The sequence below is a fragment of the Pseudomonas defluvii genome (genome assembly GCF_001695625.1).
Classification (GTDB): domain Bacteria; phylum Pseudomonadota; class Gammaproteobacteria; order Pseudomonadales; family Pseudomonadaceae; genus Aquipseudomonas; species Aquipseudomonas defluvii.
This window is the reverse complement of sequence record NZ_MBPN01000048.1, coordinates 1-26878: the sequence shown is the minus strand read 5'-3', so window position 1 is coordinate 26878 and position 26878 is coordinate 1. Positions and strand designations below refer to the sequence as shown.

Sequence of the window (26878 nt, the reverse complement as noted above, 5' to 3'; positions counted from 1 at the left end):
CGGTATCGTGATCAGAAGGCCAGTTTGTAGCCAATCAGCAGCAGCATGCAGGCCAGGCACGGGCGCAGTACGTTGTCGGAGATACGGCCGGTCAGGTGGCTGCCGATGTAGATCCCGGGCAGCGAGCCAAGCAGCAGGTAGCCCAGCAGGGTCCAGTCCATGTTGCCCATGCTGGCGTGGCCGAGGCCGGCGACCAGGGTCAGGGGCACGGCGTGAGCGATTTCGGTACCGACCAGGCGACGGGTAGCCAGGTACGGGTAGAGCAGGAACAGTGCCACGGTTCCCAAGGCGCCAGCGCCGATGGACGTCAGGGAAACCATGATGCCAAGCACGATGCCGGTGATCACGGTCAGGATGTTCAGGGTCTTGTCGCTGAGGTGGTAGTGGTCGCCGGCGTGTTTGCTGGCGAAGGCCTGCAGGCGGCTTTTGAACAGAATCGCCAGTGCCGTCAGTACCAGTACCACGGCCAGGCCCTGCTTGATCACCGCGTTCAAGGCCTGGGTGTCAGTGTGCAGGGTGGTGAGGAACCAGAGTGTCAGCGCTGCGGCTGGAACACTGCCGAGCGCGAGCCAGCCGGTGATTTTCCAGTCGATGTTCTTGTTCTTGCCATGAACCCAGACGCCACTGCCCTTGGTGATGGCAGCGTAGAGCAGGTCGGTGCCTACCGCCGTAGCCGGGTTGATGCCGAACCAGAGCAGGATCGGAGTCATCAGCGATCCGCCACCAACGCCGGTCATGCCGACGATGAATCCGACAACCAAGCCTGCAACGGAAAAACCTAAGTAACCTGCATCCATAATCTATCTAAGCACCAGACGAGCTGTGAGCGGGGCTCGAGAAGCATAACGGCTTTTTTTATAGCCAAATATAATTATGTGCTATTAGGTTATAACCAGATTTTGGATGGGGCATTGGAATCAATGCCCCTGTTGCCGCTTCAGGTGATGGCCGCGGCCGTTACCACAGCGCGATGCTGTAGCTCAGGATCAGGCGGTTCTCGTCCAGCTTGTTGCCAAAGTGGCTGGTGCGCACGGTAGCGTTGCGCCATTTGATGCCGAAGTTTTTCAGCGTACCGCTCTGGACCACATAGCCGATATCGGTATCGCGCTCCCATTCCTTGCCTTCAGGCTTGCCGGCGCCGAGGTCGATGTTGTCGCCCTGCAGGTAGCGGGTCATGAAGGTCAGGCCGGGAATGCCCACGCTGGCGAAGTTGAAGTCGTAGCGTGCCTGCAAGGACTGTTCGTCCTTGTTGGCGAAGTCACCGATCTGTACGAAGTTCACCAGGTACGCGTCGGCGCCGTTGATGTAGGCAAAACCGGTGTCGCCGCTCATGCGCTGGTACCCCAGGCCAAAGGCGTGGCCCTGGATACCGTAGGTGAACATCGCGCCAAATGCCTTGTTGTCGACGTTGCTGCCACCCTCATCAAGGGAGCGGGCGAAACGCAGGTCGCTTTTCAGCGATTGCCCTTCACCCAGTGCCAGTACGTGGTTCAGGCCAAGGAAATGCTGGCGGTAGAAGTTGTCCAGCCCGCCGTAGCCATAGGTGGTGTTCAGGCTGTCGCTCCACTTGTAGGTGAGGTTGGCGAAGTTGAACTGGTCGCTGTTGGTGCTGCGGGCCTTGATGTTCTTCGCCCCACCGGTGGTGATGGCCATGTCTTCATAGTCGGTGGAGTCGCGCTGGTTCACCTGGCGCACCTGACCGAGGTCGACGTTCAGCTTGTCGATTTCCTGCGAGTTCAGTTGCCCGCCCTCGAAGGTTTGCGGCAGCAGTCGAGAGTCGTTGGCCATCAGCACTGGCAGCTTGGGTAGCAGCGTGCCGGCTTTCAGTACGCTCTTGGAGACGCGTACTTTGGCGGTCATGCCCAGTTCGCCGTACTCGTCCTGAGCGCGGCGTGGTGCTTCGCGGTCACGTTGCAGCAGGCCGCTGCCGCTGCGATCCGGGCTTGAATCGAGTTTGACCCCGAGCAGGCCGATGGCATCGACGCCGAAGCCGACCGTGCCTTCGGTGAAGCCGGACTCATAGCGCAGCAGAAAGCCCTGGGCCCATTCCTCAGCCTTGTTTTGAGGCGCGTTGTGCTGGCGAAAGTCGCGGTTGAAGTAGAAGTTACGCAGCTCCAGGTTGGCTTTGCTGTCCTTGAGAAACTCTGCGTTGGCAGGTGCGCAGAGGCCGGCCAGCGTTGCCGAAACCAAAAGGCGGGTAGCGATGGGATGCGTGCGGTACATGGTAAAGCCCTTTTATTGTTATTGAATGGGGTACGGCATGGCCTGCACCGGTCGCGGTTGCGATCGGTGCAGGTGGTTGCAGGTGGTTGCAGGTGATACGGTCAGCGGTTTACGCGGATCAATGGGCGACTGCCGTGGCGGCACCCAGGCCGGTCTGGGCACGTACGAACTGGTCGTCGAATGCGGCACGTTCGCGGGCGGCTTGCGCACTGCGGTCGAGCTTGGACACCAGCACGATCACCAGGAAGGCCAGTGGCATGGAGAACAGTGCCGGGTGGTCATACGGGTAGATCGCCTGGGCATTGCCAAGCACCGACACCCAAACCGCAGGCGACAGGATCACCAGCGTCAGGGCGGTGAACAGGCCGACGAAACCACCGGCCAGGGCGCCCTTGGTGGTCAGGTCTTTCCAGTACATGGCCATGATCAGTACCGGGAAGTTGGTGGAGGCGGCGATGCCGAAGGTCAGGCCCACCAGGAAGGCGACGTTCTGCTTCTCGAACAGGATGCCCAGGAGGATGGCGATGATGCCCAAGCCGACCGTGGCGATACGGGTTACGCGCATCTCGTCTTTTTCGCTGGCGGTGCCTTTCTTCAGTACGGTGGCGTACAGGTCGTGGGAGATCGCCGACGCACCGGCCAGGGCCAGGCCCGACACGACGGCCAGGATGGTGGCGAAAGCCACGGCCGAGAGGAAGCCGAGGAACAGGTTGCCACCCACGGCCTTGGCCAGGTGCATGGCAACCATGTTGCCGCCGCCGATCAATGCGCCTTTGAGGTCGCCGCCGACATAGAACTGCGGGTCAGTGCCGACGATCACAATCGCGGCATAACCCAGCACCATGACCACGAGGAAGAAGAAACCGATGAAGCCGGTGGCAAAGAACACCGACTTGCGGGCTTCCTTGGCGTTCGGCACGGTGAAGAAGCGCATCAGGATATGCGGCAGGCCGGCAATACCGAACACCAGGCCAAGCGACAGCGAAGCTGCGTTGATCGGGTCGGCGAGCATCGAGCCGGGGCCCATGATGTTCCAGCCCGTAGCGTGGGCTTCAACCGCGCGGGTTGCCAGGGTTTCAAAGCTGAAGCCGAACTCGGCCATGGCCAGCAGGGCCAGGGTCGTGCCGCCGGCCAGCAGCAGTACAGCCTTGATGATCTGTACCCAGGTGGTGGCGATCATGCCGCCGAAGATCACATAGACCAGCATCAGCACGCCAACCACCATCACGGCGGTGGAGTAGTCCAGGCCGAACAGCAGCTTGATCAACTGACCCGCGCCGACCATCTGCACGACCAGGTAGCAGCACACCACGGTGAGCGAGCCGAACGCCGCGAAGGTGCGGATTTTGGTCTGGTCCAGACGGTACGAGACGATGTCGGCGAAGGTGTAGCGCCCCAGGTTGCGCAGGCGCTCGGCCATCAGAAAGGTGATGATCGGCCAGCCGACGAAGAACGCCACGGTGTAGATGAAGCCGTCATAGCCTTTGGCGAAGACCAGGCTGGACAAGCCGAGCAGGGTGGCCGCCGACATGTAGTCACCGGCAATCGCCAGGCCGTTCTGGAAACCACTGATGCCGCCGCCAGCGGTGTAGAAGTCCGAGGTCGACTTGGTTTGCCGTGCAGCCCACCAGGTGATCATCAAGGTGCCAAGGACGAACACGAAGAACATACCGATGGCGTGGAGGTTGATCGGCTGTTTTTCCGCCACGACGAGGGGGGCGGCGAAAGCGGCGGCCGGTGCCAGCAGCAGGCTGGCAAGGCCAAGGGAGGCGAGGCGACGGCTCATTTCAACTCCTCCAGCAGGTCGGCACTCAGTGCGTCGAAGCGGGTGTTGGCGCTGCGCACGTACCAGCCGGTGAGCAGCCAGGACAGCACGATGATTGCGGCCGCGACCGGGATCCCTACCGTCAGTTGGCGGCCTTCGGCCAGAGGGGCATGCAGTACGTGCGGGTAGAACGCGACCACCAGCATGAACAGGTAGTAGGCGCCCAGCACGGCGGCACTCAATGACCAGGCCAGGCGCGAACGGCTGCGTACCAGGCGTTGGAATTTGGGGTTGGCGCGGATGCGGTCGCAACTCTGCGCATGGGACAGCTCAGCGTTTTTCATCGGTGTGGCTCCTTGTTTTTTTTATTGCCTGGTGTGCCCTGCAGCCGTTTTTTGGGTGCACGGCGTCGTGGCGATGGGCTGCAGCTTTTCGCCAGGAAAAACGGGTAAGCGTCGAGTGCTGTCTTACGCCGGCGGAATCATGTCGCGCAGCGGTTCAGCTCACTCGGAATCGACTGATCAAAACGGGGGAATGTGGGGAAAGCCGGCGCCAGGTTCGCTCGGGTAGAGCGTATTGAAGGTAATAAGACGCGCGCGTGCAGGGACTGGTCCCTGTGTGAAGATCGACATAACTGGCACCCGGTGGCTGATTATTAGCTCTTGATGTTTGCTGCACCCTTGTCGGTGGGAAGCAGCGCAGATGGCTCCGCGCACCTTATATAACAATGTCGGTCAATTATGGAAGTACTACCTGCGTTGTATAGTATTAGTACTATATATCTTGCCTCGAAAATTCAGGGTTTACGGCTTCCGCCCGGCACGTGCTGTCTTGCTGCAAACACATGGGCGTGCTGTTGTCTCACGTACAGTGGATCAACAAGGTGTCGCCGGTTACACAGGCATTCGATCGTTTTGTTTGTATAAGTTATTGATAATAAAGAACTAAGTAGCTGGCATGGTTTGTGAGACGTACTCGGCAAGAGCGCCTGATGTGGCGTAGAACCTGTTGCGTACTGGAGAACCCCCATGCCCCGTGAAATTCGTTTGAATGCTTTTGAGATGAACTGCGTCGGTCATCAGTCTCCTGGCCTCTGGGCGCATCCCCGGGACCGTTCCTGGCAGTACAAGGACCTGGAGTATTGGACCGACCTGGCCAAGCTGTTGGAGCGTGGCCGTTTCGATGGCATTTTCATCGCGGATGTCATTGGTATCTACGATGTGTTCAACGGCAATGGCGATGCGGCGATCCGTCAGTCGACCCAGGTACCGATCAACGATCCGCTGGCGCTGATCACCCCGATGGCGCTGGTGACCGAGCATCTGGGTTTCGGTCTGACCGCGTCGTTGAGTTTCGAGCACCCCTATCCGTTTGCCCGCCGCCTTTCCACCCTCGACCACCTGACCAAGGGGCGTATTGGCTGGAACATTGTCACCTCGTACCTGGACAGCGGTGCGCGTAACCTCGGGCAGAAAGCCCTAAGCGATCACGATGCCCGTTACGACTATGCCGACGAGTACCTTGAAGTGCTCTACAAGCTGTTTGAGGGCAGTTGGGAGGAGGGTGCGATACAGCGTGATCGTGAGCGGCGTATTTTCAGTGACCCGAGCAAGATCCATGGCATCAAGCATGCCGGCAAGCATTTCCAGGTTCCGGGCATTCATCTCTGCGAGCCGTCTCCACAGCGCACTCCGGTGCTGTATCAGGCGGGGGCCTCCAGCCGTGGCAAGCAGTTCGCGGCTGAGCATGCTGAATGTGTGTTTGTTGCGTCACCGTCGAAAATCTTGCTGAAGAAGACTGTGGCGGACATTCGTCGGCGTGCTGCCGAAGCCGGTCGCGATCCGCGTAAGGTGCTGGTCTTCAACCTGCTGACGGTGATCGTCGGCGAAACCGATGCCCAGGCCCAGGCCAAGTGGCAGGACTACAAGTCGTACACCAGCTATGAAGGCGCTTTGGCCCTGATTTCGGGCTGGACCGGCATCGACTTTTCCGAGTACCAACCGGATCAGGTCCTCAAGCACATCCATACCAACGCTATTCAGTCGGCGGTCGAAACGTTTTCCACGGCCGACCCGAACAAGCAATGGACCGTAAAAGAGTTGGCCGACTGGGTGGGCATTGGCGGCTTCGGCCCGCTATTGGTGGGCAGTGCGCAAACGGTGGCGGATGAGTTGCAGGCATGGGTTGAGGAAACCGACGTGGATGGTTTCAACCTGGCCTATGCCCTGGCTCATGAAACCTTCGCCGATGTGGTCGAGCTGTTGGTGCCAGAGTTGCAGAAGCGTGGTGTCTACAAGACGGAGTACGCTCCCGGCACCTTGCGCGAAAAACTCTTCGGCGAAGGCCCGCGTTTGCCGCAGAACCATCCTGCTGCCGATTACCGCGATCTCGCCGCGCTGGCGGCACGTGAAGAAGACGCTTCAGTACTGGCCTGATCCCGGCGGGATAACAGGCCACGATGATTGAGCCGCCCCCTCGTCGATGTGACGAGGGGGCGTTTGCTTCAGCCCTGTTTAGCACCACCACCGATCTGCCAGACATACGGTGGTTCGGTGCCGTTGATCTCCCAGTCACCGATGATCCGTTCCTTGTAGATCAGCGGGTTGTGCGAGGCGGCGGTGCGGGCGTTGCGCCAATGACGGTCGAGCAGTTTGCTGGTGCTGGTGGCTGAAGCGCTGAGGGCGTTGAACAGGTCGCTGGTGGCGCGCAGGACCAGCTCGGCAATGACGACCTGGCCTTGAGCCGACTCCAGTTCGGCGGCGATGTTGGCTGCGCGCTCAGCTTCAGCATCATTGCCAAAGTGGCTCTCGTAGGCGCGCTGCGCGGCAGCGGCAGCACGCAGTGCCGTGGCTTCGGCGGCATAGGCCTGGGCCGAAGCCTTGCCGACCACCTGCTGAACCTGGGCATCGTCACTGGCCGCGGCAGCATTGCCCGTGCTGAAAATGCGCGTGCGTTTGCGCACTTCTTCGGCGATGTCGCGCACGGCTGCGCGACCGGAGCCTGCCAGTACCGCCAGCAGTACCAACTGATAGAACGCTGTCTGGTACTTGAAGCGGGTGGCGAAGTCGAACAGGTTTTCGTCTTCGACCACAACGTTATCGAACACCGAGGTGCCGCTGCCAGTGGTGCGCTGGCCAAAACCGTCCCAGTCGTCGCTGAGGGTAATGCCGGGTTGCTGGACACGAACCGCAGCGATGACATCACCGCCAGTGTCGTCACGTTGGGCATAGAGGTCGATCCAGTCGGCAAAGATACTGCCGGTGCTGTAGTACTTGGTGCCATTGACCCGCCACTGATCGCCTTGGCGCGAGACACGGGTAATCACCTGCCCCAGCTTCACGGCGCCTACTTCGGTCCAGGCATTGCCCACCAGGTCGCCGTCGAGAAAACGTTTGAACCAGACGTCCTGTGGCGTGTTGGCGTGAGCGTTGAGGCGATCTTCGACAAAGGCGAAGTGGCCGCGCAGGGCTTGCGGCAGGTTGGAGTCGGCTTCGGCCAGTTCGATCAGCAGTTGGAACAATTGTGGCAATGAGGCGCCGGCGCCACCGTATTGCACCGGTACGCGCACGGCGCCAAAGCCGGCTTCCTTGAGCCATTTCACCGGCTCGTAGGGCAGGCTGCGGGTGCGCTCGCGTTCGAGGGCGCCGGCGGCGATGCGGGTGAAAATCGGCCGGAATCGCGCAGCCAGTTGCTCATAGTCGGTTCCGGTGGAGAGGGGGTGCGGAATGTGCTGTTGCTGGGCAGTCATGCTGTCGCTCCTGTGAGGGCATTAAACAAAGCCGCGAACCGGTCTGGTCGCTGTCCTACGGTGTAATGCACAGGCCATGCCCAGCATGGAAGGCCCCGTAATCCGTGGTGTCTGGCACGTTTTGGCTGCTTTTTGATGTCGGCTGGCGGGCACGTTGTGGAACTGCTGCTGCCCAGGCAACAGCTGCGTCAGGAGGGTGTGCAGGCATGTCGGCAATGGCCTGCTGCGCGCAAGTGTTTGCCCGGCAACAGATGATCAGCAGCTTGCCTGCTGCGGTACATCGGGCGATGTTCGCTGATTTCTGTTAAATCATTGAAATATAAGGAATTAATACAGTGGCACAGTTGCTGCTATAGCCCTTGTGTGGATGCCGCGGTGGCATGTCCAGGCAGGGGTCGATCAATGAGCAGAATACTGAAAGTCGTCGCAGTCTCGGGGAGCGTGCAACAGCCCTCACGCACCTTGGTGCTGCTTAACGCGCTGGTGGCAGAGCTGGCGCAACAGGTGCCCATTGAGCTGCAACTGATTGAGCTGGCCAAGGTCGGCCCGCAATTCGCCGGTGTGCTGCGCCGTGAAGATTTGCCCGCCACGGTACAGGCAGACCTGCAGGCCATCGAAAGCGCCGATTTGCTGATTGCGGCAACCCCGGTGTACCGCGCGTCCTATACCGGCCTGTTCAAGCACCTGTTCGACTTTGTTCATCACGAGGCCTTGAAGCAGGTCCCTGTGCTGTTGGCCGCCACCGGTGGTTCGGAGCGCCATGCCCTGATCATCGACCATCAGCTACGACCGTTGTTCGGCTTTTTCCAGGCGCTCAGCCTGCCAGTTGGCGTGTACGCCGCAGAAGCCGATTTCGATAACTACCTCATCACTAACACGCAGCTGCGCGAGCGTATCGAGCGGGCGGTCGAGGCTGCGGTCGCAAGCCTTGACCCACGTTTTCAGCGCAACGCCAGCGCAGCCTGATTCAGCCCTTTCAACTCAATGGAGTACCTGCAATGAGCCAAGAACAGATCAAGTTTGCCTATTGGGTGCCTAACGTCAGCGGTGGTCTGGTGGTCAGCAAGATCGAACAGCGCACCAGCTGGGACATCGACTACAACCGCAAGCTCGCGCAAATCGCCGAGAACGCCGGCTTCGAGTATGCGCTGTCGCAAATCCGCTTCACCGCCGGTTATGGCGCGGAGTACCAGCATGAGTCAGTCACTTTCAGCCATGCACTGCTCGCCGCCACCACGCGCCTGAAGGTGATTGCTGCGGTACTGCCAGGGCCTTGGACTCCGGCGTTGTTGGCCAAGCAGATTGCGACCATCGACCACCTGACGGGTGGGCGGGTGGCCATCAACGTGGTGTCGGGCTGGTTCAAGGGTGAGTTCACCGCGATCGGCGAACCGTGGCTGGAACACGATGAACGCTACCGTCGTTCGGAAGAGTTCATCACTGCACTCAAAGGTATCTGGACCACCGACAACTTCACCCAGCGCGGTGACTTCTATCGCTTCCATAACTACACCTTGCAGCCCAAGCCACTGCAGCAGCATCCAGAGATCTTCCAGGGTGGCAGCTCGCGAGCCGCTCGCGATATGGCGGCACGGGTGTCTGACTGGTACTTCACCAACGGCAATACCGTAGAAGGCATCAAGGCTCAGGTGGATGACATCAAGGCCAAGGCTGCGGCGAACAACCATACGGTCAAGGTCGGTGTGAACGCATTCATCATCGCCCGCGACACCGAGGAAGAGGCCCGCGCGGTACTCGCCGAGATCATCGACAAGGCCGATCCGGAAGCGGTCAACGCCTTTGGCGATGCGGCGCGGCAAGCCGGCAAGGCCAGCCCGGAAGGCGAAGGCAACTGGGCCAAGTCCAGTTTCGAGGACCTGGTGCAGTACAACGATGGCTTCAAGACCAACCTGATTGGTACGCCGCAGCAGATCGCCGAACGCATCGTCGCCCTGAAAGCCGTGGGGGTGGATCTGGTGTTGGGTGGTTTCCTGCACTTCCAGGAGGAAGTCGAGTACTTCGGGCGCAAGGTACTGCCATTGGTCCGTGAACTGGAAGCCCGGCGTTTGGTCGACAAGGCCGTTGCCTGAAGCGGGAGTCATTATGGTTCAGTTTGCGCAGCACAGCCCTGATGCCCCTGGCACCTTGCCTGAATGGTTGCAGCGACAGGCGGCTGACCACGGTACACGTCTGGCCCTGCGGCACAAGCATCTGGGTGTCTGGCAGGTGCGTACTTGGCAGCAGTTGGCGGATGAAGTCCGTCGCTTGGCCTCGGCGCTTCAACTGCGTGGTTTTACCGAGGCGAACACCCTCGTGGTGTTGAGCCGTCCACGCCCGGAAGCCCTGATCGCGGCACTCGCTGCGCAATGGTTGGGCGGTGTTGCGGTGTTGTTCGATCCGTTGCAGGGCGGTGCTGCTCAGGTTGAGTTGTTGCGTGAGCTGAACCCTGGTTACTTCTTTGCTGAAGGCGTTGAAGAATTGGCGCAGGTCGGTGCGGCGAATCTGAATGCTGCTCTGCTGTTTTATGCCGATGGTCGAGGCTTGGCCGCCGAGCATGCAGAAACAGCGCTCGATTATGCCGTGCTTGTGGCACGGGCGGCCGACCCGGCGCTCAAGCTGAAGGCGCGCACGGAGCGCAGCGCCTTCATCTTCTACCGTTTGCATGAGGGCCAGCACATCGAATTGCAGCGCATCAGCCATGCAGAGCTGGTGCGCGAAGGGGCGCGTCTGGTGCAGCTCGAACACCTTGGCTCGGGCGAGGAAGCACTGGCCGCGCGGGCCTTTGCCGCCAGTGGTCAGGCGCGCTACTTGCTGGCGCCGTGGCTGATTGCCGGGTTTCGTCTGAATTTCCCCGAGAGCCTGCACACCCGTGACCGCGATCGCCGTGAGCTGGGGCCAACCTTGGTGGCCGGGACCCGGGAGACTTATGGCCGCTTGTACCAGGAGGTGCTGGCACGCCTGCCTGAGGAGGGCTCCTGGCAGCGGCGGCTGGTGGATTGGGCGCTGGCGGCGCATCCGGGCGTACTCAGGCGTGTGCTCGGTTACTGGCTGGTGCGGCGTGCGCTGCGCGACATCCTTGGCTTCAGCCGCATACAGGCACCGTTGTTGGTCGGGGAGCCGTTGGCAGAACCAGCGCAGGCCTTTTTTGCCGCGCTGGACATTCGTGTGCGTGCCTGGCCAGACCCAGCACGTTGGCAGGTGGCGCCGAGTGAGCCTGCCAGCCGTATCAGTGGTTGGATTGACGACCATCCACAATTGGCTTGATGAGGAGAGCGAACGATGTCCACAAGCCACTCTGCTGTTCCGGCGCCGCTACTGGCGCTGGACAATATTTCCCTGTCCTTCAAGGGCGTCAAGGCGGTTACCGGCATCAGCTTTTCGGTCGCGCCCGGTGAGATCTGCGCCTTGATCGGGCCTAACGGTGCCGGCAAGAGTTCGTTGTTGAATGTGATCAACGGTGTGTACCAGGCACAGGAAGGTCACATTCATTTTGCCGGCCAGGTGCGGCGCCGCATGCGTCCTCACGACGCGGCGCAACGCGGTATCGCCCGGACCTTTCAGAACATCGCGCTGTTCAAGGGCATGACGGTACTCGACAACGTCCTGACCGGGCGCAACCTGAAACGGCGTAGCACTTGGTTGGAGCAAGTGCTGCGGGTGGGGCGAGTCGCGGCTGAAGATGACCTTCAGCGCGCTGCGGCAGAACGGGTCATTGCGTTTCTGCAGATCCAGCCGTGGCGTGATGCGATTGTCGGCACCTTGCCCTACGGTTTGCAAAAGCGGGTTGAGTTGGCCCGTGCCTTGGCCGCGGAACCTACCTTGCTGTTGCTGGATGAGCCAATGGCCGGAATGAATGCCGAAGAGAAGGCGCAGATGAGCCGTTTCATCGTCGACATCAACCGCGAATTCGGTACCACCGTGGTCTTGATCGAGCACGACATCGGCGTGGTCATGGGCATTTCGCACCATGTGGTGGTGCTGGACTACGGCCGCAAGATTGGCGATGGCCCGCCGGATCAGGTCCGGCAAGACCCTGAGGTCATTGCTGCTTACCTCGGTACCCGACACTAACGCGCGTTTACGTGTTTGCCGTCCTGCGTTGGGCGGTTGGCTTCGTATTGCCCGAAAAGCAGGAAACGACATGGATTTTTTCTTTGAAGTACTGATCGGCGGTTTGCTGGCCGGGGTGATGTATGCCCTGGTGGCCATCGGGTTTGTGCTGATCTACAAGGCCTCCGGCGTGTTCAATTTCGCTCAGGGCGCGATGGTGCTGTTCTCCGCGCTGACCTTTGTCAGTTTGCTGGAGCGCGGGTTGCCGTTCTGGTTGGCGTTTGTGGTGACCCTGGCGGCGATGGTGCTGTTGGCCCTGGCGGTTGAGCGGGTGGTGCTGCGGCCGTTGGTCAACCGCTCACCGATCACCCTGTTCATGGCCACGCTCGGCCTGTCGTACATGATCGAAGGTTTTGCCCAGGCGCTGTGGGGCGCGCAGGTGCACGGCCTTGACCTGGGCATCAGTGATGAGCCGTTGGCGTTGGGCGGCATGTTGCTGTCTTCGTTCGACCTGTTTGCGGCAGCCACGGCAGCGCTGCTGGTACTGGTGCTGTCATTGCTGTTCAGCAAGACCCGTATTGGCCTGTCGTTGCGGGCCGTGGCCGACGATCCCGTCGCAGCCTTGGCCGTGGGCATTCGCTTGCAGCACATCTGGGCCGTGGTGTGGGCCGTGGCAGGGTTTGTCGGCCTGGTCGCCGGGCTGCTCTGGGGCGCTCGCCTGGGCGTGCAGTTCTCCCTTTCGCTCATCGTGCTCAAGGCCTTGCCGGTACTGATCATTGGCGGGTTCACCTCGATCAGTGGGGCGATTGTCGGCGGCTTGATCATCGGCGCAAGCGAGAAACTTGCGGAGGTCTACCTCGGGCCGTTCGTGGGCGGGGGGATCGAGAACTGGTTCCCCTATGTCCTGGCGTTGCTGTTTTTGCTGGTGCGTCCAGCCGGATTGTTTGGCGAACGTGCCATTGAGCGGGTTTGAGGGAGAGTGCCATGTTGTACAACGAAGCCGGTCAGTTCAGTACCCGTTACGCCCAGGATCGTCGAGTGTTCCGCTTGCGTCAGGATCGCCACGCATTGCTGGCGCTGCTGCTGTTTGCCTTTGTGGCGGTGCCTTACCTGGGCAATGACTACTGGTTCAGTGCCATCCTGATTCCTTTTCTGGTGTTGTCGCTGGCCGGGCTTGGGCTGAATTTGCTGACGGGCTATGCCGGGCAACTCTCCCTCGGTTCGGCGGCCTTCATGGCGGTAGGGGCCTTTGCTACCTACAACATCGAACTGCGAGTACCGGGTTTGCCGCTACTGCTGAGCCTTGTGCTGGGCGGCGTTTGTGCGGCCCTGACGGCGTTGCTGTTCGGTTTGCCCAGCCTTCGCATCAAAGGCTTCTACTTGCTGGTGTCCACCCTGGCTGCGCAGTTTTTCGTGCAATGGGCGTTGACCAAGTTCAGCTGGTTTTCCAATGACAGCGCCTCTGGGGTGATCAGTGCGCCGCCGCTACACCTCATGGGGGTCGATTTCAGTTCGCCGGCGGGCCGTTACCTGTTCACGCTTGGGGTGGTCGTGGTGCTGTTCTGGCTGGGCAAAAACCTGGTGCGCAGTGAGTTGGGGCGTAACTGGATGGCGGTGCGCGACATGGACACTGCCGCTGCAGTCATCGGTATTCCGCTGCTCAAGACCAAGCTGCTGGCCTTTGCCATCAGCGGCTTTTTCCTCGGCATTGCCGGCGCACTGTGGGCCTTCACCTACCTGGGTACGGTAGAGCCGCATGGCTTCGACCTGAACCGCTCATTCCAGGTGTTGTTCATCATCATTATCGGTGGCCTGGGCAGCTTGCTCGGCAACTTCCTCGGTGCAGCGTTCATCGTGCTGTTCCCGATCCTGCTCTCGAACCTGGCCGGGCTGTTGCCTGCGGGCCTGATCGATGCCGGGCAGGTCGAGAACCTGCAAAAGATGGTGTTCGGCGCACTGATCATCCTTTTCCTGATCAAGGAACCAGAGGGGCTGGCGCGCCTCTGGCAACGCTTTCGCGAGCGCGCACGGCGATGGCCGCTGCGCTACTGAGCGAATCCCTGCAGGCGGAGCGTGCTCCGCAGTTCACCCTTCAGGCGCAAGCCATAGCTCAACGATTCGACAAGGAAACACGCGATGTTCAAACGATCTTTGCTCAGCAGCCTCGCGCTGGCCGTGAGCTTGAGTGCCACTGCCTTCATCGCCAAGGCCGATGGCGAGCAGTACTTCCCGCTGCAAAGCTACCGTGTTGGCCCTTACGCGGCAGGCGGTACCGGGTTCTTTGGCGGGTTTATCGATTACCTCAAGTACGTCAACGCCAATGGTGGGGTCAATGGCGTCAAGTTGACCTGGAGCGAGTGCGAAACCGAGTACGTGGTGGAGAAAGGCGTTGAGTGCTACGAACGCCTGAAGAACGGTTTGAACGGGGCGCCGGCCGCTGCGACCAACCCGCTCTCGGTAGGCATTGCCTACGCCACCCTGGACCGCTCGACGGCAGACAAATTGCCCTTGATCACCATCAACCACGGGCGCACGGACTCTACCGATGGCAGCGTGTTCCCCTATGCCTTCCCGTTGCAACTGAACCCGTATTCCGAAGTGTCGGCGATCATCAACTACATCGGCCAGCAGTCGGGTGGCCTGGACACGTTGAGTGGCAAGAAGATCGTCACGCTCTACCATGGTTCACCCTATGGCAAGGAGACCAATGAGGTGCTGCAGGCGTTGGCCGACAAGTATGGCTTTACCCTGACCTTGCTGGAAGTGCCGCACCCTGGCAACGAACAGCAATCGCAGTGGCTGAACATCCGTCGCGCCAAGCCGGACTGGGTCATTCTGCGAGGCTGGGGTGTCATGAACCCAGTTGCCTTGAAGAGCGCGCAGAAGGTCGGCTTCCCGGCGGACCGAATCATCGGCAACATCTGGAGTAACTCCGAGGAAGACGCCGCACCGGCAGGGGCTGCAGCCAAGGGCTTCATCTCGATTACCACGCACCCGTCCGGGACCACGTTCCCGGTGACGCAAGGGATCAAGAAGGACGTTATCGATGCCGGTCATGGCGACCTCGCCGATCCAAAGCGTTTCGGTACTGTCTACTACAACCTGGGTGTGGTGAACGGCATTCTCAACGTCGAGGCGGTACGCCTGGCGCAGGAAAAGTACGGCCACAAACCATTGAGTGGTGAGCAGGTGCGCTGGGGCTTTGAGCACCTGAAGCTGGATGAGGCGCGGCTCAAGGAACTGGGCGCGCTAGGCCTGGTGCAACCCCTGCAACTGTCCTGCTCCGACCATGAGGGCGGCGGTGCCGTGCGCTTCCAGCAGTGGGATGGGGAGAAGTGGAACCTGATCAGCGATTGGGTGCAGGCCGACCGCGCACTGCTGCGGCCAATCATCGAAGCTTCTGCACAAAAGTACGCGAAGGAGAAAGGCATCACCCCGCGCGACTGCAGCAAAGACTCCTGATGCTGCATCGACACCGGGGCACATGGGCCCCGGTGTTGTCCCGATAGCGTTGTCCCGGTGTTGTCTGGGGCAACAACCGGGTCGCCGTTGATGAACCGCTGCGAGGACGCGAGGCCACCACCCTAGGAGTAGAACGTCGGGGTTGGCAGTTGAGCATTCAGCGCCCAGTCACCCAGCTCTTGCAGTTTGTAGTCCACAGGATCATGCAGAGACTGTGTGCGCAGGTTGCGCCAGTAGCGGTCGAGGCGCAGGGCCGCGTGGGTGGAGCGGGCACCGGTCACTTCAAACAAGCGGCTGGTCAGGTCCAGGCCGATGCGTGTTGCTGCCACCTTGGCGGTTGCGATGGCGACGGCCAGTTCACCGCGTTCTTCGCTATGCAGTTGATGCTCCTTGCGCCAGGCCTGATCAAGCAGCGCGTTCGCCCGTTCGGTGAGCAATCGCACGCTTTCCAGGCCGACCCAGAACTCGCCGTAGTGGCCGAGGATGTAAGGGTCTTCGTTGGCGTGTTCAACCTTGGCCTTGAACCACGGGCGGGTTTCCTTGAGGGTGTAGTTGCGGGCTTCGACGAAGGCGCCTTCGGCAATGCCAAGGAACATGTTGACGAAGGTGAGCTGCGCGATCAGCGGGCGCAGGCAGGCGAAGGGCGTGCTCAAGGGTCCGGGTTCGAGCAGCAACTCGTTTTCCTCGACCCGTACCCGTTCAAAGGTCGCACTGCCACTGTCGGTTTGCCGTTGACCAATGTTGTCCCAGTCTCCGTGCAGGGTGATGCCGGTGCGCCCGCTTGGGATGGCGGCAATCAGCAGTTTGCCCTGGGTGGACTCATCCAGCGCCGAGGCAATCAGCATTTCCGAGTCGGCCGAGCCCGAGCAAAAGCTTTTACGCCCCGAGAACTCACGCCAACCGGCGAGTTTTTTCGAGACGGTACGGGTATCCAGCGGGTTGAGGGCGTTGCCCCAGAACCAGTTGTTGCGTGCTGTCAGCTCGAACCACGGTTGCCATTGGTCTGGCCGGGAGAACAAGCGCACAGTAGCCAGCATCAGGTGCTGGAAGCCAAAGACGTGAGCGATCGAGCTGTCGACCTTGGCAAATTCGCGAACGATGTTCAGCGTCTCTGTCCAGTTGGCGCCCAGGCCGCCGTATTGCGTCGGAATGATCAAGCCCAGCAAGCCGCTCTGGCGCAGTGCATCGCGCTCGGCTTTCGGTGTGCCGCCGAGGCGGTCACGTTCCGCGGCGCTTTCGGCGAAGGTGCTGGCCAGCGCTTGGGCAATCTGCAGTGGCGTCAGGCGTGCGGATTGATGAATAGCAGTCACAGGCTGTCCTCATCGGGGAGTAGGGGGCTTGAGGCGCGTCCATCAGGCTGGTTGCGCGGTTGCCTGGGTGGGCAGCACGTCGTTGGCGATCATTTCGCCAAAGGGGCCTGAGAGGTTGGTGACACCGCGGCCTGCCAGGCTCGCATAGGGCTCCGGCAGCAGCGGAAAGACCAGTTCGGCAAAGCGATAGGCTTCTTCCAGGTGCGGGTAGCCGGAGAAGATGAAGCTCTCGATGCCGAGGTCGGCATATTCCTTGATCAGCCCGGCCACTTGTTGCGGGTCACCGACCAGGGCCGTGCCTGCACCGCCACGCACCAGGCCGACGCCCGCCCAGAGGTTCGGATAGATCTCCAGTTGGTCACGTCGACCACCATGCAGAGCGGCCATGCGCCGTTGCCCCTCAGAATCGAAACGTGAGAAGGACTGCTGCGCGGCGGCAATGGTTTCGTCGCTGATGTTGGCGATCAGCTTGTCAGCGGCTTGCCAGGCTTGTTCGGCGGTCTCGCGGACAATCACATGCAAGCGAATGCCGAACTTCACGGTGCGCCCGTGTTTGGCTGCGCGGGCACGGACATCGGCGATCTTTTCGGCGACAGCCGCCGGTGGCTCGCCCCAGGTCAGGTAGACATCCACCTGCTCGGCGGCCAGCTCGTGGGCTGCATCGGAAGAACCGCCGAAATACAGCGGTGGATAGGGTTTTTGCACGGGAGGGTAGAGCGCCTTGGCGTTTTGTACTTGCAGGTGCTTGCCGTCATAGTTCACGGCTTCGCCCTGCAGCACACGCCGCCAGATATGCAGGAACTCGCCACTGGCCTCATAGCGTTCACTGTGGCTCAGATGCAGGCCATCTCCACGGTTTTCGTCCGGGTCACCGCCGGTTACCACGTTGATCAACAGGCGACCTGCGGACAAGCGATCAAGGGTCGCGGCCATGCGTGCAGAGACCGTCGGCGAAATGATCCCGGGGCGGATCGCTACCAGGTAACGCAGGCGTTCGGTCAGCGGTACCAGGGCAGAGGCCACCACCCAGGAGTCTTCGCAGGAGCGTCCAGTGGGTATCAGTACGCCGTAGTAACCGAGGCTGTCGGCGGCCTGGGCCACCTGTTTGAGGTAGGGCAGGGTGACGGGGCGGGCGCCCTCACTGGTACCCAGCAAATGACCGTCGCCGTGGGTGGGCAGAAACCAGAAAACATTCATGTCGGCGCCTCAGGCAATTTTACGTAGAACAGCGCGGTGGCCGTTGAGCTGCTCGGCAGCTTTTTCCCCGGCCAGGCGGATACGAGCCTGCAGGGCCGTGCTGGTGATCTGGTAGTTGCTGAAATCGGCTTCAGCGGCGTAGACCCCGATCGGCAGGGTGACCGACTGGAAGAAGCTGAACAGCGGGCGCAGTTGGTGGTCGATGACCAGCGCATGGCGTTCACTGCCACCGGTTGCGGCGAGCAGTACTGGCGTATCAATCAAGGCATCCTGGCCAATCAGGTCGAACAGGTGCTTGAACTGGCCCGGGTAGGTGCCACGGTAGACGGGGGCCGCGACGATCAGCAGGTCGGCGGACTCGATTGCGCGCAGCTCATGCTCTACGGTTTCCGGCAGCTCTTTACGCGAGAGTGCGCCACCCAGTGGGCGGACGATATCCCCCAGTTCAATGACCTTGCTCTCGATGGGCAGTTGTTGCGCCAGTTCAGCCAGGATGGCCTGGGTCAGAACCAGTGTGCGCGAAGGGCGGAACGTGCCACCGGAAACGGCGACGACTTTGATTGGAGTGCTCATGGCTACAGGCCCGTTGCTGTTGAAGGTGCAGGGGCAGGAGCAAGAGTTGTTCCATGTGTTGAAAGTCTTTATTTATCAGCTTGTTATGAGCTTTTTGCGGGGTGCTCAAGTGTTGCTTGAAGTGCGCCCTGTTGAATGGCTGTTGCTGGGCCAACAGTTTCGCTGCTGCTGTTGTTGGCGCAACAGTGGCTGCGCGGGCGGTGGCAGTATGAGGCGTGAAGCCACTGAATTTTACGGATTCTTTACGCGTCTGTGTGCTGCGCTATAACGATACTTGCGCGCGCCATTCAGTCAGAGCCCATACATGTCAGTTGCCAGAATCCGCTTGATTGGTTTCATCCTCGGTGTCTTCCTCATCACCCTTGCGGTGAGCATGACGATCCCTCTGTTCACCTTGATGCTTTATGAGCAGCAGGACGGGCTTTCTGCATTTGTCCGTTCAGGTGTCATCACCTTTCTCACCGGTATTGCGCTGGTCGCACAAGGGCGTCCCGAGGACGCTCATTTACGCCCGCGAGACATGTATTTGCTGACGACGGCCAGTTGGGTCGTGGTCTGTACCTTTGCGGCGCTGCCGATGGTGTTCATACGGGATATCAGCTACACGGATGCGTTTTTTGAAACGATGTCGGGTATCACCACCACCGGTTCGACCGTGCTGACCGGGCTGGACACCGCGTCTCCGGGCTTGCTGATCTGGCGCTCGATGTTGCATTGGTTGGGCGGCATCGGCTTTATCGGTATGGCGGTAGCGATTCTGCCGTTGCTGCGCGTCGGGGGGATGCGCTTGTTCCAGACCGAGTCGTCGGACTGGTCGGACAAAGTGCTGCCACGCTCCCATGTCATGGCGAAATACATTCTGCTGGTCTATGTCGTGTTGACCGGGATTGGCTACCTGGCATTCTGGTGGGCGGGGATGACGCCGTTCGAGGCGATCAACCACTCAATGTCACTGATATCCACCGGTGGCTTCTCGACCTCGGACAGTTCGTTGGCGCACTGGTCGCAGCCGGCCATTCACTGGGTCGCGGTAGGGGTGATGATCCTCGGCAGCTTGCCCTTTACGTTGTATGTGGCGGTGCTACGGGGCAATAGAGGCGCCTTGTTCAAGGATCATCAGGTACGTGGCTTCATTGGCTTTCTGGTCTTGACCTGGCTGCTGGTCGGCACCTGGCTGCATTTCAACGGGCCATATGGATGGTGGGAGGCGGTGCGCCTGGTGGCAGTCAACGTCACATCGGTGGTCACTACAACGGGCGTTGCGCTGGGTGACTACACCCTGTGGGGCACATTTTCGGTGTTGTTCTTCTTCTACCTGACGTTCGTCGGTGGTTGTTCGGGATCAACCGCTGGTGGTTTGAAGATCTTTCGTTTTCAGGTCGCCGGCCAGTTACTGCATAGCAGCCTGTCGCAACTGATTCACCCGCGCGCAACGATTCGCAGCAAGTACAACGGCCATCCGCTGGATGAAGACATTGTGCGTTCGCTGCTGACCTTCTGCTTTTTCTTTACCACCACCATCGCCGTCATTGCGCTGGGGCTGGCCCTGATCGGCTTGGACTGGACCATTGCACTGACCGGTGCGGCGACGGCCGTCTGCAATGTGGGGCCTGGGTTGGGGCCGGTGATCGGGCCGGCCGGTAACTTCTCTTCACTGCCCGATGCTGCGAAGTGGCTGCTGACCGTGGGCATGCTGCTGGGGCGCCTGGAGATTCTCACCGTTCTGGTGCTGTTCACACCGTCGTTCTGGCGCTTCTAGAAACGCGGGGCGCTGCCAAGCCTCAGCCCCCATCTGGGGGCTGAATCAGATATACTCCGCTCCCCCAAAATGGGGCAGCGCTGCTTAGCGATAAGCCTGTCTGCTTGCTGTTGCTGGCGTTAACGCCTGGACAGGGCCATATCGACCGCCGCGATCAGTTTTCCCAGGTCTTTTGGGGTGGCTTTGTGTACGACGTTGAACAGATAGGCTCTTTGCTCGTCTTCATCGCCCAACTCCGAGAAAAAAGCTTTCAGCTTTATACCCAGCACTTCGGCGAATTTGAACAGTGCTTCAACGCTTGGGGTGTAGGAGCCGGTTTCAAAGCGGCTGATGGTTTTGGGATCAAAACCGGTTTTCTCGCCGAATTCAGCCTGAGTAAGCCCTGCCACCTTGCGGTAGCGCTTTATGGCTGAACCCAAACCTGAAATTTTCATCGCTTAATTCCCATTTAGAATCAAGAACTTAACGGTATTTGGTCGAGCTAGGCAACGCCAGATTCTGTAACATTACTGTCATAAACGTGATGTAATTCGTAGAATTGGATTGTCAGACAAGAGTCTGAATGCCTGGTTCAACATGGACTGGATCCAGGATTACGACCGCCACTAACGGAGTTCTAACGTGCGTCTCAATTTGCCGGTAACCTCTGTCGAACAGACGTTTCCGGAACATCAACGCCTTGTTTCCGCAACCGATACCACCAGTAAAATCACTTACTGCAATGCCGAATTCGCCGCCATGAGCGGCTTCAGTCAGGCAGAACTTATCGGTAGTACCCACAACCTTGTACGTCACCCGGACATGCCGCCAGAGGTGTTCCAGCAGATGTGGCAGTACCTCAAGGCCGGCCAGAGCTGGATGGGGATCGTCAAGAACCGCTGCAAGAACGGCAACTTCTACTGGGTCAGTGCCTACGTCACGCCGGTGCTCGAGGATGGGCGCCTGGTGGGGTACGAGTCTGTGCGGGTCAAGCCAACCCGCGAGCAGGTGCAGCGTGCCGAGACGCTGTATGCGCGCTTGCGTGAAGGCAAGCCCGCCGTGCCAGTGCTGCGCCGCGCTGCGGTGATCGGCAAGGTACTGGCGTTGCCGGTGCTGGCTGCCGGGGTTTGCATTGCGGTAAACCAGGCCGCTCCCGGTCTGCTTGGCCAGGGCGCCACGCTTGGGCTTTTCGGGCTGGTTGGTCTTTATGGCCACAGCCGCCTTGGGCGCGAGCTTAAACAGATCGTGCAGTCTACGCCCAATACCTTTGCTGACCCGATCGTTGCAATGACCTACACCGATGCCGTGGGGCCGAGCGCTCAATTGCAGATGATCCTGATCAGTGAAGAGGCGCGGTTGAAAACAGCCCTCACACGTTTGAGCGATCTGGCCAGGCAGATGGCTGAGGCAGCGACCGATTCCAGTCGGTTGTCCAGCAGCACGGAGTCGGCGTTGCTCGAACAGCGTGCCGAAACCGACATGACGGCAGCGGCCATGACCGAGATGGCCGCGTCCATCGCTGAGGTCGCCCAGCATGTGCAGCAAACGGCAGGTGAAGCGCAAACCGCCAACCTCTTGGCCGATCAGGGCAGTCAGGTGGCCGGTACTACCCGCGAAGCGATCCAGTTGCTGGCCAGTACGGTCACCCAGATCAACCAGGCAGTCGGAAACCTGGCCGGGCAGACCCAGGACATCATGATGGCTGCGAGCGTGATCCGCTCGATTGCCGAACAGACCAACCTGTTGGCGCTCAACGCTGCCATTGAGGCCGCTCGCGCCGGCGAACAAGGGCGCGGCTTTGCGGTGGTGGCTGACGAAGTGCGGGCATTGGCCGGCAAGACCCGTCAGTCGACCCTGCAAATTCAGGGCGTCATTGAAAGCCTTCGTACGGGTGCGGAGGAGGCCGTGAGCATCGCCAACCTGGGTATTCAGGAAGCTGAGCAGGGGGTTGCGCAGGTGCTGGAAGCACAGCGTGCCTTGCAAGGTATCCGCGAAGCCGTAGAGCGTATCAGTGACATGAGCCATCAGATGGCTGCTGCTTCTCAGGAACAGTCAAATGTCGCCGAAGATGTCTCGCGGCAGATCAATACGGTAGCCAGCACGGTGCAGAAAACCGCGCAGAATGCCAATGCTGCGGCGACACGGGGCGGTGAATTGGAGCGCATTTCTTCGGGCCTGCGCGCTCTGGTCGAGCGATTCAATCGATAGCCGGCAGGGTGCAGAGGACGTCATGGACGATAACTACCGCGCGGCCGTCGATGCGGCCGCGATTTTTTCCGAAACCGATCTGACGGGTCGGATTACCTACGTAAACCAACAGTTTTGCAGCATTTCCGGCTACAGCCGCGAAGAGCTGCTTGGGGCCAACCACCGTATCCTCAATTCGGGCCTGCATGATCCGGAGTTTTTCCAGGAGATGTGGCGTTCCCTGGTAATGGGCAAGGTCTGGAAAGGCGAGATCTGCAACCGCGCCAAGGACGGCTCGTTGTACTGGGTCGACAGTACGATGGTGCCATTGATGGACCCGCTGAGCGGGAAGGTACGCAAGTATGTCTCGATTCGTTTCGATGTCAGCGAGAAGCGCCAGTTGCTGCGCACCTTGCAATGGCGGGTCGGCCACGACGTGCTAACCGGCCTGCCCAACCGAGCCTACCTGTCTGACCTGTTGACCCAGGCACTGGATTTTTCCCGGCAAGAGGGCACGCAGCTGGCAGTGTGCATGCTTGACCTGGATGGTTTCAAGGCGGTGAACGACGGCTATGGTCACGCCAGTGGTGATTTGTTGCTGGTCGAGGTGGCCGCCCGTCTCAAGGGTATCCTGCGCGGCGGTGACGCCGTGGCGCGGTTGTCAGGCGATGAGTTCGTGCTGATTCTGCGTGACGTTCACGACCACTATCGTCTGCACATTGCCCTGCAGCGGGTACTCGCCGCCGTTGCATCGCCTTACGCCATCAACGGTCAGGACTTGAGAGTCAGCGCGAGCATCGGGGTGACGCTGTTTCCGCTCGACAATGACGATGCCGACACCTTGCTGCGCCATGCCGACCAGGCCATGTATGTGGCCAAACAAAGTGGGCGTAACCGCTACCATGTGTTTGACGTCTCGCTGGACAAGGAGGTCAAGGCCACCCACCAGACCGTTGAGCGCTTGCGCCAGGCGTTGGCCAAGGGTGAGTTGTGCTTGTACTACCAGCCCAAGGTCAATATGCGCACCGGTGCGGTGATTGGCTTTGAGGCGTTGTTGCGCTGGCAGCATCCGGTCAAGGGGCTGGTGCCGCCGGCGGAGTTTTTACCGTTGGTAGAGCAGACTGACCTGATCGTCGATATCGGTGAATGGGTGATCGATCAGGCCATGGCGCAAATGCACCAATGGCAACTGCAGGGTTTCTGCTGGTCGGTGAGCGTGAACATTGCGGCCCGGCATTTCCAGCGTTCGGACTTTGTCGAGCGGTTGAAACGACTGCTGGCCCGCCACGCAGCGGTGGCGCCAAGCATGTTGGATCTGGAAATCGTCGAATCGGTGGCCATCGAGAACATCCAGCGGGTCAGCCAATGCCTGGATGCTTGTCAGGAGCTGGGTGTGCAGTTCTCCCTGGATGATTTCGGTACAGGTTACTCATCGCTGAGTTACCTCAAGCGGCTGCCAACCCAGACAATCAAGATCGATAAGTCGTTTGTTCGTGACATCCTCCACGACCAGGATGACCTGGCCTTGACCCGCGCGGTGATTAGCCTGGCGCGGGCGTTCGGCCGTCAGGTGATCGCCGAAGGCCTGGAAACGGTTGAACATGGTCAGTTGCTGATGGACTTGGGCTGTGACATGGCGCAAGGCTACTGCATTGCCCGGCCAATGCCCGCTGCCGATGTGACGCTGTGGGTCGAGGGTTATGTGCAGCCCGCGGAGTGGGCTGCATTGGCACCGCTGACGGTATAGGCGTCAGCGGTGTTGACGATGCAGGCGCCGATGGCATCGCCTGCATCACGGGTGCCTAGAGTTGGGTTGCGGTGTTTTTCACCACGGCCAGCTCTGGGTGCGCGACCAATTTGTCGATGTGCAGTTCGTCGTTGTTCATCCAGGTCTCGGTCAGCACCCGGTAGTGCTCCATGTCCCGGCAGCGCATGCGCAGGCTGTAATCGAAGTGGCCGCTGATCAGCTGGCATTCAAAAACCTGTGGGCAGGCCCGAACGCAGGCCTCAAACGCGCGTTGCGCTGCGCGCCCGCTCTGGTTGGAGAGGGCAACCAGCACTAGCAGCGACAGCCCCGGTGAAACCATCTGCACGTCGATGATCGCGCCGTAGCCTCGAATCACGCCGCGCCTTTCCAGCTTGCGCACCCGCTCAAGGCACGGGCGAGGCGTCAGATGCACCAGTGATGAAAGCTTCTCATAGGTGATCCGCCCGTTATGGCGCAGTACATCAATGATGGCTTCATCGATCCGGTCCAGAGGGGGCGCGCAGTGGGGGCTGTTGGCCTTGTTTTCCATGCGGGTCTGCTTCACTTCAAACGGTTGGATAGAAATTGCTGCAGGCGCTCGCTCTGCGGGTGGTCGAGTATCGCGGCGCTGCCTTGTTCCTCGACCCGGCCCTGATGCAGGAACAACACCTGGCTGGACACCTTCCGGGCAAAGCCCATTTCGTGGGTGACCATGAGCATGGTACGACCTTCCTCGGCCAGCGTCTGTATGACTTTGAGCACCTCGCCCACCAGCTCTGGGTCGAGCGCCGAGGTGGGTTCATCGAAGAGGATGATTTCCGGCTCCATGGCCAGTGCGCGGGCGATGGCAACCCGTTGTTGTTGCCCGCCGGAGAGAAACGCCGGGTACTGATCGGCTGCGCGCGATGGCAGCCCGACCTTGTCCAGGTAGGCGCGAGCGCGGGCTTCGGCGTCCTGTGCGCTGACACCGAGCACACGGCGAGGGGCCAGGCAAATGTTCTCCAGCACAGTCATGTGGCTCCACAGGTTGAAGTGCTGGAACACCATGGCCAGGCGCGTACGCAGGTTCTGCAATTGGGCAGGGTGCGGTGCGCGCACGCCCGCGCGACCCTGGCGCATCTCGATGGTTTGGCCATCGAGGGTAATCGCGCCCGCGTCGGGTTGTTCAAGGAAGTTGATGCAGCGCAGCATTGTACTTTTGCCCGAGCCGCTGGCACCAATCAGGCTGATGACATCGCCTTTGCGCGCTTGCAGCGAGACGCCTTTGAGTACCTGATGATCGCCGTAGTGTTTGTGCAGGTCTTCGACGGTCAGTTTGACCGCCGCTGTCTGGGCGACGTTGGCCTGGCGTGCTGTCGTAAGTGGCTCAGTCAGTGGCTCGTGATGGGACGACAAGGCGTGTGCAGAAAGGGTCATGGTTTAGCCTCGGACAGGAACAAGAAAACGCATCCAGCGGCGTTCGGCCAGGCGGAACAGCCCGACCAGCACGAAGGACAGCAGCATGTACAGCAGGGCCGCGACACCAAAGGCCTGGAAGGTCAGGAAGGTCGCGGCATTGGCGTCGCGCGCGACCTTGAGGATGTCGGCGATGGTTGCGGTGAAGGCCAGGGAGGTGGCGTGCAGCATCAGGATCAGTTCGTTGCTGTAGGCCGGCAGCGCACGGCGCAGGGCGGCTGGCAGAATCACGAACAGGTTCAGGCGCCAGCCATACAGACCATAGGCCTGGGCCGCTTCAATTTCGCCGTGGGGGATATTGCGAATCGCCCCGGCGAAGATCTCCACGGTGTAGGCGCAGGTATTGAGGACGAAGGCCAGCAGGGTGCAGTTCAGCGCGTTGCGGAAGAACGCGTCGAGCAAGGCGTTGTCGCGAACGACCTCCAGCCCGTACAGGCCGGTGTAGCAGATCAGCAGTTGTATGTAGAGTGGTGTGCCGCGAAAGACGTAGGTGTAGAACTCCACGGGCCAGCGCAGCCAGCGCTGGCGTGAAACCCTGGCCAGGGCCAAGGGCAGCGACAGCAGGAAACCCAGGACGGTCGTCACGATAAACAACCACAGGGTCACCGCCAGCCCGGAAAAACCGGCGCCATCACTGTAGAGGTAGGCCAGGCCATATTGCTCAAGCAGTTCGATCATGATGCCAGCCCCTTGATGCCCGTGTTGTAGCGCCGTTCCAGGCGTTTAAATAGCCGGTTTGAAAGGGTTGTGATCACCAGGTAGACCAGTGCGGCGAGGATCAGGAAGTACAGGGTGTTATTGGTGGTCTTGCCGGCGTTCTGTGCGGCTTTGACCAGGTCGGCCAGGCCGATGATCGAGACCAGCGCCGTGGACTTGAGCAGTACCAGCCAGTTGTTGCCCAGCCCTGGCAGGGCGAAGCGCATCAGCTGTGGGAACAGCACCAGGCGAAAACGCTGGGCGCGGCTCAGGCCGTACGCGGTAGCAGCCTCGAGCTGGCCTGCCGGTACGCTGAGAATGGCACCGCGAAAGTTCTCGGTGAAGTAGGCACCGTAGATGAAACCCAGGGTGATCACCCCGGCCATGAACGGGTCGATCTCGACGTAGTTCCAGCCCAGCATTTCGGTGAAATCGTTGAGCCACAATTGCAGGGTGTAGAAGATCAGCAGGATCAGTACCAGGTCCGGCACGCTGCGTATCAGCGTGGTGTAAAGCGTGGCCGGAGCGCGCAGCAGGCGTAGCGGTGAGCACTTGGCGCAGGCGCCGATCAGGCCCAGGCTCAGGCTTAATGCCAGCGACAGCAGCGCCAGTTTCAGGGTCATCCAGGTCCCTTGCGCCAACAGCGGGCCAAAGCCCTGCAGGCTCAGGGCCTGCAGGCCGATTGAGTGGAGGAGGTCATTCACGGGAGAGTCTCGTCAGAAGCTGG

At 60.5% G+C, this 26878-nt stretch carries 24 protein-coding genes and 2 pseudogenes; 13 read left to right on the top strand and 13 right to left on the bottom strand.

Translation table 11 applies throughout. The features are described from left to right. Positions 1 to 11: 11 nt before the first annotated feature. The 4 genes from EKA13_RS14675 to EKA13_RS14660 form a co-directional block, all read right to left on the bottom strand. Positions 12 to 797 (bottom strand): sulfite exporter TauE/SafE family protein, encoded by a 786-nt coding sequence (locus EKA13_RS14675; protein ID WP_065760131.1) that lies wholly within the window; start codon positions 795 to 797, stop codon positions 12 to 14. Between the two features lie 160 nt (positions 798 to 957). Further along, positions 958 to 2223: an OprD family porin gene (locus EKA13_RS14670; RefSeq protein WP_065760130.1), complete on the bottom strand. Its 1266-nt coding sequence runs from the start codon at positions 2221 to 2223 to the stop codon at positions 958 to 960. A gap of 118 nt (positions 2224 to 2341) precedes the next feature. Beyond that, a complete protein-coding gene (locus tag EKA13_RS14665) occupies positions 2342 to 4009 on the bottom strand; it encodes a cation acetate symporter (RefSeq protein WP_065760129.1) in 1668 nt (555 codons plus the stop codon). Beyond that, positions 4006 to 4332, bottom strand: coding sequence for a DUF485 domain-containing protein (locus EKA13_RS14660; RefSeq protein WP_065760128.1), 327 nt, complete (start codon positions 4330 to 4332; stop codon positions 4006 to 4008). Before EKA13_RS14660 ends, EKA13_RS14665 begins: the two co-directional genes overlap by 4 nt. A 684-nt stretch (positions 4333 to 5016) precedes the next feature. Between EKA13_RS14660 and EKA13_RS14655 the strand changes: the two genes are divergently transcribed. Next, complete coding sequence (locus tag EKA13_RS14655; protein ID WP_065760127.1) at positions 5017 to 6423, top strand: LLM class flavin-dependent oxidoreductase; 1407 nt, start codon at positions 5017 to 5019, stop codon at positions 6421 to 6423. 68 nt (positions 6424 to 6491) lie between these two features. Here EKA13_RS14655 and EKA13_RS14650 read toward each other — a convergent pair whose 3' ends face one another. Beyond that, entirely contained in the window at positions 6492 to 7736 is a 1245-nt protein-coding gene (locus EKA13_RS14650) for an acyl-CoA dehydrogenase family protein (protein ID WP_065760126.1), read from the bottom strand. Between the two features lie 402 nt (positions 7737 to 8138). Between EKA13_RS14650 and msuE (EKA13_RS14645) the strand changes: the two genes are divergently transcribed. The 7 genes from msuE (EKA13_RS14645) to EKA13_RS14615 all read left to right on the top strand — a co-directional run bounded on the left by msuE (EKA13_RS14645) (position 8139) and on the right by EKA13_RS14615 (position 15248). Next, positions 8139 to 8702, top strand: coding sequence for an FMN reductase (gene msuE, locus EKA13_RS14645; protein ID WP_065760125.1), 564 nt, complete (start codon positions 8139 to 8141; stop codon positions 8700 to 8702). A 32-nt stretch (positions 8703 to 8734) separates the two neighbouring features. Then, positions 8735 to 9826 (top strand): dimethylsulfone monooxygenase SfnG, encoded by a 1092-nt coding sequence (gene sfnG / locus EKA13_RS14640; protein ID WP_065760124.1) that lies wholly within the window; start codon positions 8735 to 8737, stop codon positions 9824 to 9826. A gap of 13 nt (positions 9827 to 9839) precedes the next feature. Further along, entirely contained in the window at positions 9840 to 11000 is a 1161-nt protein-coding gene (locus tag EKA13_RS14635) for an AMP-binding protein (protein ID WP_065760123.1), read from the top strand. A gap of 15 nt (positions 11001 to 11015) precedes the next feature. Further along, positions 11016 to 11807, top strand: a complete 792-nt coding sequence (locus tag EKA13_RS14630) for an ABC transporter ATP-binding protein (RefSeq protein WP_065760122.1) — start codon at positions 11016 to 11018, stop codon at positions 11805 to 11807. Between the two features lie 70 nt (positions 11808 to 11877). Further along, on the top strand, positions 11878 to 12759 hold the full coding sequence (locus EKA13_RS14625) for a branched-chain amino acid ABC transporter permease (RefSeq protein ID WP_065760121.1): 882 nt from the start codon (positions 11878 to 11880) through the stop codon (positions 12757 to 12759). An 11-nt stretch (positions 12760 to 12770) separates the two neighbouring features. Next, entirely contained in the window at positions 12771 to 13838 is a 1068-nt protein-coding gene (locus tag EKA13_RS14620) for a branched-chain amino acid ABC transporter permease (protein WP_065760120.1), read from the top strand. Positions 13839 to 13922: 84 nt separating this feature from the next. Further along, entirely contained in the window at positions 13923 to 15248 is a 1326-nt protein-coding gene (locus EKA13_RS14615; protein WP_065760119.1) for an ABC transporter substrate-binding protein, read from the top strand. Positions 15249 to 15370: 122 nt separating this feature from the next. On the opposite strand, the gene EKA13_RS14610 is transcribed toward EKA13_RS14615, so the two are convergent. The 3 genes from EKA13_RS14610 to msuE (EKA13_RS14600) are packed head-to-tail and all read right to left on the bottom strand — an operon-like array spanning position 15371 to position 18328. After that, positions 15371 to 16558, bottom strand: a complete 1188-nt coding sequence (locus EKA13_RS14610) for an acyl-CoA dehydrogenase family protein (RefSeq protein ID WP_065760118.1) — start codon at positions 16556 to 16558, stop codon at positions 15371 to 15373. Positions 16559 to 16600: 42 nt separating this feature from the next. Next, positions 16601 to 17755, bottom strand: coding sequence for an FMNH2-dependent alkanesulfonate monooxygenase (gene ssuD / locus EKA13_RS14605; protein ID WP_065760117.1), 1155 nt, complete (start codon positions 17753 to 17755; stop codon positions 16601 to 16603). A 9-nt stretch (positions 17756 to 17764) separates the two neighbouring features. After that, entirely contained in the window at positions 17765 to 18328 is a 564-nt protein-coding gene (gene msuE / locus EKA13_RS14600) for an FMN reductase (RefSeq protein WP_065760116.1), read from the bottom strand. On the opposite strand from msuE (EKA13_RS14600), the gene EKA13_RS14595 reads away from it, so the two are divergent. Both EKA13_RS14595 and EKA13_RS14590 read left to right on the top strand, forming a co-directional pair. Then, on the top strand, positions 18327 to 18596 hold the full coding sequence (locus EKA13_RS14595; protein ID WP_065760115.1) for a hypothetical protein: 270 nt from the start codon (positions 18327 to 18329) through the stop codon (positions 18594 to 18596). The genes msuE (EKA13_RS14600) and EKA13_RS14595 overlap by 2 nt on opposite strands. 36 nt (positions 18597 to 18632) lie before the next feature. Next, complete coding sequence (locus tag EKA13_RS14590) at positions 18633 to 20087, top strand: TrkH family potassium uptake protein (protein ID WP_065760114.1); 1455 nt, start codon at positions 18633 to 18635, stop codon at positions 20085 to 20087. A gap of 119 nt (positions 20088 to 20206) precedes the next feature. On the opposite strand, the gene EKA13_RS14585 is transcribed toward EKA13_RS14590, so the two are convergent. Further along, the gene (locus EKA13_RS14585; protein WP_065760113.1) at positions 20207 to 20521 is read right to left on the bottom strand and encodes a helix-turn-helix domain-containing protein; all 315 of its coding nucleotides are present in this window, start codon (positions 20519 to 20521) and stop codon (positions 20207 to 20209) included. A gap of 304 nt (positions 20522 to 20825) precedes the next feature. On the opposite strand from EKA13_RS14585, the pseudogene EKA13_RS28880 reads away from it, so the two are divergent. The 3 genes and pseudogenes from EKA13_RS28880 to EKA13_RS14575 all read left to right on the top strand — a co-directional run. After that, positions 20826 to 20990: pseudogene (locus EKA13_RS28880) on the top strand (PAS domain-containing protein); the annotation flags it as partial. Positions 20991 to 21788: 798 nt separating this feature from the next. Then, positions 21789 to 22274: pseudogene (locus EKA13_RS28875) on the top strand (methyl-accepting chemotaxis protein); the annotation flags it as partial. Between the two features lie 22 nt (positions 22275 to 22296). Next, positions 22297 to 24000, top strand: coding sequence for a putative bifunctional diguanylate cyclase/phosphodiesterase (locus EKA13_RS14575; RefSeq protein ID WP_065760111.1), 1704 nt, complete (start codon positions 22297 to 22299; stop codon positions 23998 to 24000). A 55-nt stretch (positions 24001 to 24055) separates the two neighbouring features. Here the strand turns inward: EKA13_RS14575 and EKA13_RS14570 are convergent, their stop codons facing one another. From EKA13_RS14570 to EKA13_RS14555, 4 genes are read right to left on the bottom strand one after another with little or no spacing between them, the layout of a single operon-like run. Beyond that, positions 24056 to 24550 carry an Lrp/AsnC family transcriptional regulator gene (locus EKA13_RS14570; protein WP_065760110.1) on the bottom strand — a complete coding sequence of 165 codons (495 nt, stop codon included), beginning with the start codon at positions 24548 to 24550 and terminating at the stop codon, positions 24056 to 24058. Between the two features lie 11 nt (positions 24551 to 24561). Further along, positions 24562 to 25416 (bottom strand): ABC transporter ATP-binding protein, encoded by an 855-nt coding sequence (locus EKA13_RS14565; RefSeq protein WP_065760109.1) that lies wholly within the window; start codon positions 25414 to 25416, stop codon positions 24562 to 24564. A 3-nt stretch (positions 25417 to 25419) separates the two neighbouring features. Beyond that, the gene (locus EKA13_RS14560) at positions 25420 to 26133 is read right to left on the bottom strand and encodes an ABC transporter permease (RefSeq protein WP_065760108.1); all 714 of its coding nucleotides are present in this window, start codon (positions 26131 to 26133) and stop codon (positions 25420 to 25422) included. Continuing rightward, a complete protein-coding gene (locus EKA13_RS14555; RefSeq protein ID WP_065760107.1) occupies positions 26130 to 26855 on the bottom strand; it encodes an ABC transporter permease in 726 nt (241 codons plus the stop codon). Before EKA13_RS14555 ends, EKA13_RS14560 begins: the two co-directional genes overlap by 4 nt. Positions 26856 to 26878 lie beyond the last annotated feature (23 nt).